Here is a 13,185-nt window from a genome sequence, read left to right on the forward strand (position 1 = left end):
CCGGGCTGAACAAGTCAGAACAGCGTTGTTAGTACTATGACTAAATTACAGGTACCAAGATGAAAACTGAATGGGTAAATGGCTGGCGTGTTGTGTTAGCCGGATCAGTGGGCATGGGTACGGGTCTCGGCCTGTACTCGATGCTGAACAGTATTTTTATTATTCCACTGCAGGCGGAATTTGGCTGGGAGCGCGCCGACATGGCGCTGAGCAATATCATTGGTGTGCTTTCATTGTTCACCTTGCCAATACTCGGCATGATCGTTGACAAGTATGACAGTCGGCGGGTGGCCTGCATTGGTATGGGCTTCCTGGGGTTAAGTTATATTGCCTTGAGTCTGCAGCCCGGCTCAATATGGGTTTATTACGCCACGCTACTGGCAATGACCTTCCTGGGCCAGACCACCGGACCAATGATTTTTAGTAAAGTCGTAAACACCTGGTTTAACTCCTCCAGAGGATTGGCGCTGGGGGTAACTATGTCGGGTATCACCCTGTTTAGCATGGTGCTGTTCCCCCTGCTCAATTATGTTAACGAGACCTGGGGATGGCGTGTCGGCTTCATGTGTTTTGCCCTGGTTCCTTTGGTAATTGGTTTACCTATTGTGGCCTGGGCACTTAAACCGGCACCTGCTGGGTACCTGTCCAGCATCTCGCAAGACACCAGCGGCAATGATATTCAGACCGGCGGAATGGCCATGAAAGCCGCGTTGCGCAGTGCCAAATTCTGGCTATTGGCCGCCGCTTTAGTGACCTCAAATGTGGCAGTCGGCGGAATGATGCACCAATTGCAACCCCTGCTAATCGATCAGGGATTCACCTCCACTGAAGGCGCCAGTCTTGCGGTGTTCTTTTTTGTCGGCATTTTTGTTGGCCGACTGAGTTCCGGCTGGCTGCTGGATCGCTTCTGGCCGGCGGCAGTCGCGGCCCTGTTTCTGCTTACCCCTTTAGTGGGCATATTCATTTTCCTGTCTGATGCACCGGCAGTCTTTTGGTTAGGTGTGCCGGCAGTGTTTTGTTTCGGCCTGGCTCAGGGTGCAGAGGTAGACTTTATGGCTTATCTGGTACCCAAGTACTTTGGTCTGGTTAACTATGGAAAACTGTTCGGCATTTTGCTGTTCATTCTTGCAGCATCGCTGGCTTCCGGTAGTTATATCTACGGCTATATTTTTGATTACTTTGGCAATTATCACTTTGCGTTGTTGCTGGGGGCTGCCTGCTTTATCAGTAGTTCGGGGCTTTTCCTGATTGGTGGCATCATAGGTGAGGATTTTGATCACACTAAAGTTGCCACTGCCGCCTGACTGGCGTTTAATGTCTGCACAGTTGTTTCCGGCAAGCGGGAAACGGCTGATAACCCTTTAATGGCCCCTGCCCGTCATTGTTCTGATGGGTGGGGTTGGCACTAACAGGCTGACAGTAGCCACATCGAGATTGATATGAAACCGATATCCCTGAGTCTGGTGCTTTTCACGCTGCTGCTGAGCAGTTGTCAATCGCACTCACCCCGTTCATCCCTGCCCAAAGTCAGTGTCCAGCTGTGGTCTGTCAGAACACCACTGACAGAAGATTTTGACAACACCATAGCTCAGTTGGCAAAGCTGGGGTTTCAGGGGGTGGAACTGGCGGGGTACTTTGGACCTTATAAAGATGATCCGTCGGGTTTTTTGGCCTTACTGGCGAAACACAAGCTGGTTATCAGTTCGGCACACGTCAGCACCACCGATCTCAGTACACAAAACATAAACGCCACGATCGAAAAATATCGGCGCTTAGGTGTAGATACCCTCATTTTGCCATCTGACAAGCGTTCTGACGATGCAGAGAATATAACGCGCTTTATCGATGAACTTAACCGAATTCACGGTCAGCTAACAGATGCCGGTATGCGCTTTGGCTTTCACAATCACGACCGGGAATTTACCCAATATAAGCAACACACCTTTTGGGATGAGATCGCACAAAATACCGACCCCGCGTTTATCCTGCAACTGGATATCGGCTGGGTCAATCGCGCCGGATTGCAACCCTCAGAGATGATCAAAAAATATTCCGGGCGTATGCAACTGGCGCATTTTAAGGCAAAACTCAATGCCCCCTCAAGTGACAAGCGCCCCATTATCGGGGAAGACGATCTCAACTGGAATTCGATCCTGCGGGATAGTATTCGCTACGGCGGCATAGAATGGCTCGTTGTTGAGCAGGAAGAATATCCGGACAATTTAACGCCGCTGGCGAGTTTGGCCCTGTCAAAGCGCGGCGTGGATAACGCAATAGCGGCAATTCGCCAGAACGGGCACCATAGTAGAGATTAAGCGCCCGTGTCGGTGTTTTTTCTGGCTATTTTGCTGTGCAGGGATCGCCGTGAGGAATAAATTCAACCACTTCCAACCCGAATCCCGACAGCGCCATAAAACGCACCGGCGCACTGAGCAGGCGCAGCTTGTTAACCCCCAGATCCCGCAAAATTTGCGAACCGGTACCCACCAGTTTGTAGCCTGCTTCCTGATTTGGTCGGCGTTTTTGGCCACTCACTAACCGCTCTATTTCACCTTCCAGATCAGAGCTGGTTTGGGCATGATCTATGTAAACCAGTACACCCGAACCTTCTTCACTGATGCGGGCCAGGGCCGCCCGGCAATCCCAGGCCGTGCCATCGTCATCAACGCCTTGCAGGGCGAAAATATCCCGGGTTGCATTGCTGACATGCACCCGCACTAACGTCACGTCCTGTGCACTGATGTCACCTTTTACAAAGGCAAAATGGCGTTCATTGGTGGCGTTATTCAGGTAGGTTTTCAGTAAAAACTCCCCATACGCCGTCTGCACTGTTCGCTCGCGTACACATTCTATCGTGCGCTCCGTATGTATGCGGTGTTGAATAAGATCTGCGATGGTGCCGATTTTGATATCATGGGTTTTAGCGAACACTTCAAGGTCGGCGCGGCGGGCCATAGAGCCATCATCGTTCATCACTTCAACAATTACCGCTGCCGGTTCAAGGCCAGCAAGTTGTGCCAGGTCGCAACCCGCTTCCGTGTGACCAGCCCGGCTAAGTACGCCCCCTGCACGGGCCATAACAGGAAAGATATGCCCGGGTTGCACAAGGTCCTGCGCCGTTGCATCTGGTGCAATGGCGGCCTGAACAGTGCGGGCCCTATCCACGGCGGAAATCCCGGTATCAATGCCCTCTGCCGCCTCAATGCTGACGGTAAAATTTGTGCTGTGCTGACTTTTGTTATTTTGCACCATTAACGGCAATGCCAGATGGCGACAACGCGCTTCAGTCAAGGTTAAACAGATCAAGCCACGGCCATATTTTGCCATAAAATTAATCTGTTCGGCTGTGACAAAAGAAGCGGCGACTAATATATCGCCTTCGTTTTCACGGTCTTCATCGTCCATCAGTATGACCATCTTTCCCTGGCGAAAGTCATCAATGATTTCGGCATAACTATTGAGTTGCATAAGTATCCTGTTGAGAAATAATACCCGTTACCAGAAGCCCAAACGCAAAACGACTTCGGTGCACACACCGGAGTCGCTTCGATTCGCTTTGTTGCTGAGTCGATAAACTGTGGTTGCTATTAGTAAGAACGAAACAGAGCGTCTCTGGCAATATTGGTAGCAGTGACGGCGTCCTGGCGCTTTTGTGCGTCCTTCATGGCTTCGAAATCCAGGTTGTCGAGTGCCTGCTCGATGTGTTTTAAGAAGCTGATGGCACTGTTTGCAGTCGCAACCGGGTCTTCGCGAAACGGAAATTGATCCAATTGCCAGACACCTTCCCAATTGTTCTTTCTCAGGGTGTAGAAAAACTCAAACAATTCCATCGGATGCACAGAACCGGCAATCATATCATCGTCCCAGGCACGGAAATTATCGTTCACGTCCATACCAAACAGGCGACCGTGATCAATGGCCAACTGGGCTGCATCTGCAGGTGACTCACCACCGTATAAGGAATGACCGAAATCCAGCAAGATACCCACGTTCGGCAAGCCCATTTTCTCAATGCCCAACAATGTTCTGGCAACACTGTCATAGCTCATATGCGCGCGCGGTTCACGCGGCTTATACTCAATGACAAACTTGAGATCCGGGTTGTCACTGGCAACGGCAGCGATGCCCTCGACACTGAGCTGCCAAATTTCTTTGTGATCCACCTGAAAAGGATAATCCCAGCCGTCCTGTCCCGGCCAGAGTTTGACATAATCCGCACCAAAACGTCTGACCACATCCGCGGCCTCGTTAACCATGTCACTTGCAAGACGACGGATGCCTGCATCAGGGTTGGTAAAAGCCCCTTTGGCAAACTGGCGGGTGTATATTTCCGGGGTAATGCCCACCACTGATAAGTGATTTTTCTTTAAAGCCGCTTCAACCTTGTCTAAGGACAAAGACTTATCAACAAACGGGAAATTGATATCCACAACGGATAAATCATCCACCTGCCCCGCCAAATCAATCATTTCAAGCAGGCCCCGTGCCGGGCCATAGCCATCAGTTGCATAGCGGTCAACATAGGTTGCAAAGTGCCAGATACCGGCACCGAATTTTTGCTTCGTCTTCATTTTTGTATCCTTATACATATCAAGTTGTAACCGGGTCAGGATGCAATAATGACTTCCACCCCGATGTCTTCAATTTGTTGTTGCTGCTCCCGGGTAATGCCGCTGTCAGTTACCAGCATGTCGACCTGTTCCAGCCCCCCGAGTACGCAAAATGAACGCAAACCGATTTTGCTTGAATCCGCCACCAGACAAATGGATTCAGCGGATTTCATCATGGCCTGTTTCACCGCAATATCCGACAACGAGGGATACGACAGACCGTGTTTTATATCCAGCGCGGCCGTAGCCAAAAATAAACGCCTGGCATACAAGCCATTAAAATAATCAGCCGAGCGTTCACCACTTAACGACAAGGTAGGCGCTTTAAAATGCCCGCCTGTCATGTGCACATCAAAGTTGCGGTCGCCACCCAACATCAGAGCAATATTGAGTGCATTAGTGATCACCGTGATCTCTTTTCGTCCAAATAAATTAGCCGCAACTTCCGTTGTGGTTGAGCCGGAGTCCAGAATGATGGTTTCACCATCCTGCACTAACGCTGCGGCAGCCAGGCCAATTTTGTGTTTGGCTTCGCGGTTTTCCTGGTGTTCCAGGGTCATCGCCCGCACCTGTTCAGGAACTGATTTCAGGTAAGCGCCACCGTGTTCCCGCACCACGTGGTTTTCCGCTTCCAGCTTTTCCAGGTCCTGCCTGATGGTTACCTCTGAAACCCCGAAGGCTTTCGCCAGTACCTGCACCCGACCACTGCCCTCTTCCCGCAGCCATTCCAGCATTTTCTTGCGCCGGGTTTCGCCTAAACCCCTGCTCTTTGTTTTTTTATCTTTCATGAACGTCAGTTCCCATTTTTTACTCGCTCTTATTGCATCGCTTCCGAAGCATTCATCGCCGCTTCAGCAGAGCACAGCCCTGACAGCGCGTATTGATTTTGGTTTGGATAATCCTGCGAGCCTAAATGTAAACCTGTTTACGCGTCATGCCTACATCTAAACACCCATTTACGAAAAACGCAAGTATTCGAAAGTTATTTATTTACGATACATCTGGATCAAAGGTTATTTTCGGAATATATTGAATATAGAACAGTAACTGTAAATCAAAGTTTGAAAGGGTATTTTATGTACACAAACGAACAGCTAACCCTTAAGTCACTGCAGTATCGGCACAGTATTTTGCGCTGGATTAAAAGTGCGGGTGCCGGGCATACAGGGGGGAGTCTTTCCTGCATAGACATATTAAACGTCTTGTATAACCGCATTCTCAATGTGTCACCGGACACCTTCACATCACCGGATCGCGACCGATTTGTGCAAAGTAAAGGACATTCGGTTGAGGCACTATTTGTGGTACTTGCAGACCAGGGTTTTTACGATGAGAAAGAACTCGAAAGCTTGTGCGCCTATCAATCGCATTTTGTCGGTCATCCCACCAGAAAGGTACCAGGTGTGGAGCAAAACACCGGCGCCCTGGGTCATGGATTGCCCATTGCAACGGGAATGGCCATAGGAGCGCGCAAAGACAATCGTAACTTTCGGGTATTTACGCTATTGGGAGATGGCGAAATGGCGGAAGGCTCTAATTGGGAAGCCGCCATGGCAGCGTCTCACTATCAGCTTGATAATTTAACCGCCATTATTGACTGCAATAGTCTGCAGATCTCCGGTCGCACCTCTGAGGTGATGAACAACGAGCCACTGGCCGAAAAGTTTGCCGCCTTCGGATGGGCGGTCAGCACAGTCGATGGTCATAACTTAACGCAACTCAGTGCAGCATTGGCCGCACCACTGCAGGCCGGTAAGCCCAGCATGATTATTGCGAAGACAATCAAAGGAAAAGGTGTGAGCTTTATGGAAGACATTCCCAAGTGGCACCATGGCGTGCCATCGGACGAAGAACAAATCATGGCACTGAAAGAAATTGAAACCGCGATAGCAAAACTCACGGAGGGTTCTTTATGAGTGCACCAGCGCCGTCAATGTATTCCCCAAAAGCGAAACAAACCGCCGAAAATCTCGGCCTGTCGATGGGCAAAGCCAACCTGGAAATCTTTGCCGCCACACTACAGGATCTGGCTACACAGGACAGGCATATCCTGGCCGTCACCAGTGACTCCCGGGGCTCAGGTAAACTGGCTCCCTACGGGCAGGCACTGCCAGAACAAATTGTGGAAGTGGGCATTGCCGAGCAAAATCTGGTGGGTGTGTCTGCCGGTCTTGCATCAGTAGGCAAAAAAGTCTTTGCCGTCTCTCCTGCCTGCTTTTTAACCGCGCGCTCATTTGAACAGGTTAAAAATGATATTGCCTACTCGGATAATCCGGTTACTCTGGTGGGTATCAGTGCCGGCGTCAGCTATGGTGCGTTGGGCTCAACGCATCATTCGCTACACGACATTGCAGCATTGCGGGCAGTTAACAATATAACCATTATGTCGCCTGCAGATAACTATGAAATGCAGGAAGCCGTTAAAGCGGCGGCGCAACTGGCATCCCCGGTGTATATCCGGGCAGGAAAAGCACCGTTGTTTAATTTGCCCGGAAATGACCCCTTTGTGCCTGGTCGCTGTCGGGTGGTGAAAGACGGCCAGGACGCTGCATTTATCGCTACAGGAGAAACTGTCATTCACGCTTTACTGGCAGCTGAGCATTTACAACAAACCGCAGGCATATCATGCCGGGTGATCAGCGTACCGACGATAAAACCGCTGGACTCAGCCGGTATTCTGCGTTGTGCCCAGGAGTGTGGCGCGATACTCACTGTTGAAGAGCATATGGTCAATGGTGGATTGGGCGAAGCCTGCGCCGCAATCATTGCCCAGTCCAGCTATAAGCCACGCTTTAAAATCATGGGTATTCCGGATGAATACACGGTAACAGGAAGCCAGGCTGATATTTTTCGCCACTATGGCATGTCGATGGAAGGCCTTGCCGAATCCATGCTAAGACTCGTGAACAATTAACTATGTCGATGATAATTACACTGGACCAAAGCACCTCTGCCACCAAAGCACTGCTGTTTGACAGTTCAGGCGCGGTGTTAGATAAAGCGGTACGGGAGCACAAACAGCACTACCCGCAACCGGGTTGGGTTGAGCATGATGCCGAAGAAATTTGGTTAAACACCCTGGCCACCGTAAAACAGTTGCTGCAGCGCCATCACAACAGCCTCGACCAACTTGTTGGCGTGAGTATCACCAATCAACGTGAGACGGTGGTGATATTTGAGCGCAGCTCCGGCAAGCCACTATACCCAGCCATTGTTTGGCAATGCAGACGCAGTGAGCCGGTTTGTGAATCTCTTAGCGCTGCCGGGCATGACGAGCTGATCCACGAGCGCAGTGGCCTGAAGCTGGATCCTTACTTTTCCGGCTCGAAACTCTTGTGGATGATGGACAATCATCCGCAGCTCAGGTCCAGACTTGAGAGCGGTGAAGCCTTAATTGGCACCATTGATAGTTACCTGATTTACCGGCTTACGCAGGGTCAGGTGTTTGCCACAGATCCAACCAATGCCAGCAGAACGCTGCTGTACAACATTCATGATCTTCAGTGGGATGAAGCACTTTGCTCGCTTTGGCAGGTACCCATGAACGCCCTGCCGGAAGTCAGAGAGAGCAGCGCCTTTTTCGGCGAAACTGATTTTGCCGGCATCATCGACAAACCACTGCCTGTGGCGGGTGTTATGGGTGATTCTCAGGCTGCGCTGTTCGCACAACAGTGTTTTGCTCCCGGTGATGCAAAAGCAACATTGGGTACGGGCTCGTCAGTATTGCTGAATATCGGCAACAAACCACGTTTTTCAGACCAGGGCGTGCTCACTGCTTTGGCCTGGGTCCAGGATAATGAACCTGTGTACGCGTTTGAAGGCATCATTATCAATTCAGCGTCAACCCTGAGCTGGCTACAGACACAACTGGGATTGGCGCAAGACGTTGCGGAAATTGCAGAGCTTGCTGCGCAGGTGTCAGATAGCGGCGGTGTATATCTGGTCCCGGCATTTTCGGGGCTGGGACTGCCCCACTGGGAGCCCGGTGCGCGGGCCGCTATTGTCGGCTTGTCCAGTCACTCAGATCGGCGCCATGTCTCAAAAGCCGCACTTGATTCTATCGCTTATCAGCTGCGGGACGTACTTGATGTAATGCAGGCCGAAAGTGGCATTGCCATGCAGACCCTAAAAGTGGATGGCGGCCCAACGGCCAACCACCAACTCATGCAATTTACTACAGATATGATTGGCACAGACCTGCAGGTATCAGCCACTCCCGAATGCTCTGCGTTGGGAGCGACCATGATGGGATTGCTGGCACTGAAAATATACCCCTCAGTAACGGCGTTTTCAGATACCGGGTTTAACAAGCCCGTGCTTCAACCCCGCATGTCTGAAACCGACGTCAACCGCATGCTGGCCGGCTGGCGCGCGGCTGTTGCTCAGGTGTTAACCGGTAAAAAATCAGTTTAACTGCCTACCGCTGCCATTCACTATCACTTGGCAGTGGTACCCACTCTGGCCGGTCAGGCCTCAACTCCCTGCCCGGTTCAGCGCCCCGGTTAACAGAATGAGCAGATATCGGCAGCAGTTAAATGGCTTTTCGCTCAAATTTAATCATATGACCACACCTTGACTGAATATGAGTTGATTTTTCCGCTTTTTCACAGGGTTATTTATCGGCTTAACCTCAGCACATTGTGTTTTAGCCTGCCTGTTTATCATGCAATACACCACCAGCCAGATTGCTTTTCCTTCTTGTTAAAAAAAGTCGCGGCGATACGGAGATCAGTTGCCAGACCGGAAAATCAGTGCAATACCCCTGTAGTTTTGCGCTACATCCTGTTTCGATAGACGCAATCCCTGAATCACAGCCAGTGAAATTGTAAAATATTTGGGAATGTAATGTAAATTTTTGCCACCTTTATGATTGAATATGATTGACAAAGACCGATTTGGATGTATATTGAGTCACAAATGAACTGTAGTTCTCACAATTTTCCAGTTCCAATTATTTAACATCACAGGGTGCTCATACATGCCTTATCAGCCAGATGAATACAAACACGTAAAATACCTATGGGAAGACGAGGTAGCAGATCAACTCAGCCCCGTTGAAAACCTGGTATATCGCTCCAACAAGCTGGGGGAAGATCAGCGAATTACGAATACCGGCGGAGGCAATACGTCTGCAAAGTTAACAGAAGTTGATCCACTGACCGGAAAAGAAGTGGAAGTACTTTGGGTAAAAGGCTCGGGCGGCGATTTGCGCACCTCAGAAAAAGAGAATTTCTCTTCTTTATATCAGGACAAACTGAATGCGCTGGATGATGTTTATCAAAATTACCCGGATAAAGGTTATAAATCAGCGGGTGAAGACCGCATGGTGGGCATGTTTAAGCACTGCAATTTTTGCTTAAACCCAAGGGCATCTTCAATCGATACACCGCTTCACTCCATGATCGATGAAAAACATGTTGATCACCTGCATCCCAACGCGGTGATTTCAGTTGCATCATGCAAGGCACAAAAAGAACTCACAGAAGTCATCTGGGGAGGCAAACTGGCTTATGTTCCCTGGATGCGTCCAGGCTGGGAAGCGGCCAAACTCTGTGAAGACACTTATGCTGCCAATCCTGACATCTGGGGGATCCTGTTGGGCCAGCATGGTCACACCAACTGGTCTTCTGAAAGTAAAAGCTGTTATGAAACGTCACTTTGGGTAATTGAAACAGCCGCCCGATTCATCGATGAACAGGACAAAGGTGAACTGACATTTGGCGGTCAAAAATATCAGTCACTGGACGAAAACGCGCGCACCGCACTACTTACAGAATTCCTGCCGGTTGCGCGGGGCCTAATCTCTAACAAAGTAAAATTTATTGGCACGGTGCAAACCGATGATGCGACACTTCGCTTTGTAAACAGCGCAGACGCGCCGCGCCTGGCTGAGCTTGGAACCTCGTGTCCCGACCACTTTTTGCGCACAAAAATCAAACCTTTGCTGGTTGACTTTGATCCCCAGCAAGATGACGTTGCAGCGCTGATTTCAAAATTCAAAACGGGACTGAAAAAATACCGCGAAGACTACACGGCTTATTACGAAGCCTGCAAGCGCCCGGATTCTCCGCCTATGCGGGACCCCAGCCCCACAGTAGTACTCATACCTGGTATCGGAATGATTGCATGGGGTAAAAACAAGAGTGAATCACGTGTTACCGCAGAATTTTACAATTGTGCAATTGAAGTTATGCGGGGTGCCGAAGCCATATCTGAGTATACCGCTTTACCTCCCCAGGAGGCGTTCGACATTGAGTATTGGGCGCTGGAGGAAGCAAAATTGCAACGTATGCCACCGGAAAAACCATTAGCCAGAGATGTGGTGGTTATTATCGGCGCAGGCGATGGCATTGGTAAAGCAACGGCGCATCGCGTAGCAAAAGAAGGGGCTCATGTCGTGTGTGCTGACCTGAACATGGAAAATGCACAACGCACCGCGAAAGAACTGACTGATATCTATGGGCAGGGCATTGGTGTTGCAGGGAGCGGAATTTCAGCTTGCGGTCCGGCAATCGCGTTAGAAATTGATATAACTAAACGAGAAACCGTCGAGCAGATGTTTACTCAGGTGTTATTGGCCTATGGTGGAATAGACAAGCTGATTGTCACAGCGGGTGTATTTATTGCTGAGGGGCCGGATCTGGCGAAAAACGATGAAATATTCGACTTGAGCTTCAGCGTTAACGTTAAGGGTGGCTATGTCGTAGGTTCTACAGCACAGAAAATATGGGAAGCACAAGGGCTAAAAGGCTCAATGGTATTGACCACAAGTGTCAATGGTGCCGTATCCAAAAAAGGCTCACTGGCTTACGATACCAGTAAAGCAGCAGCCAACCACCTGGTACGTGAGCTGGCGGTAACGCTGTCACCACTGGTCAATGTCAATGCGCTGGCGCCGGCAACCGTTGTTCAGGGTAGTAACATGTTCCCCCGGGACCGGGTGATTTCATCGCTAAGGAAGTACAATATCAGTCATAATACCGATGAGAGTACTGAAGCCTTGCGAAATAAATTAGCTGAATTCTATGCTCAGCGTACCTTGACCAAACAACCTATTACACCAGATGATCAAGCCGAAGCGGCGTTCCTTTTGGTCTCCGGTCAGCTGAGCAAAACAACCGGGCAAGTGCTGAGTGTAGACGGTGGTCTGCATGAAGCATTCCTGAGATAAGGGGTAAGTTATGTTACGAAGAATTGATGCAGTCATAATCAGCGATGACAATAACAAGCAGAAAGCGGCACTGGATGCAGATTATGCCGCACTGGGGGATAAGCTTGCCCGGAACAATATCGATATTGATGCGATTACTGCGTTGGCAGGCAAATTTCAGGTTGCAGTGCCCTCCTGGGGCACCGGCACAGGTGGTACCCGCTTCGCCCGTTTTCCGGGTGAAGGTGAGCCGCGAAATATCTGGGAAAAGCTGGAAGACTGCGCGGTGATCAATGAGTTGTCGGGCTGTACCGATAGTGTCTCACCACATTTTCCCTGGGATACCGTTGAGGATTTCTCAGCGCTTAAACAAAAAGCGGATGAATACGGCATAAAATGGGTGTCGGTAAATTCAAATACCTTTCAGGACCAGCCAGGACAGGCAGTGTCGTACAAGTACGGCAGCCTGAGCAATACCCAACAAGCGGCCCGTGAACTTGCCATTCAGCACAACCTGGATTGTATTGAATACGGGAAACAGCTTGGTGCTAAAAGCCTGACAGTGTGGGTGGGTGATGGCTCAAATCACCCTGGTCAGCAACATTTCCAACGGGCCTTTGAACGCTACCTCGCCAGCATGGAGGAGATATACAAAGGCCTGCCGGATGACTGGGAAATGCACATCGAGCACAAAATGTTCGAGCCGGCTTTTTATTCCACGATTATTCAGGACTGGGGCTCTAACATTTTGGCCGCGATGCACCTGGGACCTAAATGTAAATCCCTGGTGGATCTGGGTCACCATGCGCCCAATACCAACATTGAAATGATCGTGTCGCGATTAATTCAGTTTAAAAAACTGGGCGGATTTCATTTTAACGACAGTAAATACGGCGATGACGATTTGGATAGTGGCTCATTGCACCCGTACCAGCAATTTTTGATTTTCAATGAACTGGTGGATGCCGAGCACCGTCAGCAAGCTGAGTTCAATCCCGCTTACATGCTGGACCAGTCACACAATGTCACCGACCCGGCCGAAAGCTTGATAAATTCAGCGATTGAAGTGCAACGTTCCTATGTCAAAGCTTTACTGGTAAACCGCGAAGCACTGTACGGTTATCAGCAAGAAAACGATGCCTTGATGGCCTCATTGGAGCTAAAAAATGCGTTTAACCTGGACGTATCACCGATACTGGCAATGGCCCGCTACCAAAAAGGGGCCGCGATCAATCCATTAGGTGTGTATCGCAGCGCCGGGTATCGCGCGGCCATGGCGGAGTTGCGACCCCGTGACCCGAATGCCACCGGCTCTGGTATTGTGTAATCTGAAATTGTTTATGACAGGCGGTATGTACCGCTGGTTTCCTTACAGGCAGCTTCCTTTTGGCGGTTGCCTGGTGAAACACAAAAACGGAAAACAAC

The 13,185-nt window shown here is 50.1% G+C and carries 10 protein-coding genes; 7 read left to right on the forward strand and 3 right to left on the reverse strand.

Annotated features, from left to right (window positions below):
• Nucleotides 1-59: 59 nt before the first annotated feature.
• Nucleotides 60-1,304: an MFS transporter gene (locus tag AC0J20_RS05025; protein ID WP_229529785.1), complete on the forward strand. Its 1,245-nt coding sequence runs from the start codon at nucleotides 60-62 to the stop codon at nucleotides 1,302-1,304.
• Between the two features lie 135 nt (nucleotides 1,305-1,439).
• Complete coding sequence (locus AC0J20_RS05030; protein ID WP_473020869.1) at nucleotides 1,440-2,315, forward strand: sugar phosphate isomerase/epimerase family protein; 876 nt, start codon at nucleotides 1,440-1,442, stop codon at nucleotides 2,313-2,315.
• Between the two features lie 25 nt (nucleotides 2,316-2,340).
• Here the strand turns inward: AC0J20_RS05030 and ribBA are convergent, their stop codons facing one another.
• From ribBA to AC0J20_RS05045, 3 genes are all read right to left on the reverse strand, one after another.
• Nucleotides 2,341-3,468, reverse strand: a complete 1,128-nt coding sequence (gene ribBA, locus AC0J20_RS05035) for a bifunctional 3,4-dihydroxy-2-butanone-4-phosphate synthase/GTP cyclohydrolase II (protein WP_473020870.1) — start codon at nucleotides 3,466-3,468, stop codon at nucleotides 2,341-2,343.
• A gap of 119 nt (nucleotides 3,469-3,587) precedes the next feature.
• Nucleotides 3,588-4,571 (reverse strand): TIM barrel protein, encoded by a 984-nt coding sequence (locus AC0J20_RS05040; protein WP_473020871.1) that lies wholly within the window; start codon nucleotides 4,569-4,571, stop codon nucleotides 3,588-3,590.
• 35 nt (nucleotides 4,572-4,606) lie between these two features.
• Complete coding sequence (locus AC0J20_RS05045; protein ID WP_229529781.1) at nucleotides 4,607-5,398, reverse strand: DeoR/GlpR family DNA-binding transcription regulator; 792 nt, start codon at nucleotides 5,396-5,398, stop codon at nucleotides 4,607-4,609.
• Between the two features lie 288 nt (nucleotides 5,399-5,686).
• Between AC0J20_RS05045 and AC0J20_RS05050 the strand changes: the two genes are divergently transcribed.
• From AC0J20_RS05050 to rhaI, 5 genes are all read left to right on the forward strand, one after another.
• A complete protein-coding gene (locus tag AC0J20_RS05050) occupies nucleotides 5,687-6,526 on the forward strand; it encodes a transketolase (protein WP_473020872.1) in 840 nt (279 codons plus the stop codon).
• A complete protein-coding gene (locus AC0J20_RS05055) occupies nucleotides 6,523-7,524 on the forward strand; it encodes a transketolase family protein (protein ID WP_473020873.1) in 1,002 nt (333 codons plus the stop codon). The genes AC0J20_RS05050 and AC0J20_RS05055 overlap by 4 nt, the downstream gene beginning before the upstream one ends.
• Before the next feature lie 2 nt (nucleotides 7,525-7,526).
• Entirely contained in the window at nucleotides 7,527-9,023 is a 1,497-nt protein-coding gene (locus tag AC0J20_RS05060; RefSeq protein WP_473020874.1) for an FGGY family carbohydrate kinase, read from the forward strand.
• A gap of 565 nt (nucleotides 9,024-9,588) precedes the next feature.
• A complete protein-coding gene (locus AC0J20_RS05065; RefSeq protein WP_473020875.1) occupies nucleotides 9,589-11,781 on the forward strand; it encodes a bifunctional rhamnulose-1-phosphate aldolase/short-chain dehydrogenase in 2,193 nt (730 codons plus the stop codon).
• Nucleotides 11,782-11,791: 10 nt separating this feature from the next.
• The gene (rhaI, locus tag AC0J20_RS05070; RefSeq protein ID WP_473020876.1) at nucleotides 11,792-13,087 is read left to right on the forward strand and encodes an L-rhamnose catabolism isomerase; all 1,296 of its coding nucleotides are present in this window, start codon (nucleotides 11,792-11,794) and stop codon (nucleotides 13,085-13,087) included.
• Nucleotides 13,088-13,185 lie beyond the last annotated feature (98 nt).

Source organism: Planctobacterium sp. R6 (genome assembly GCF_055755215.1).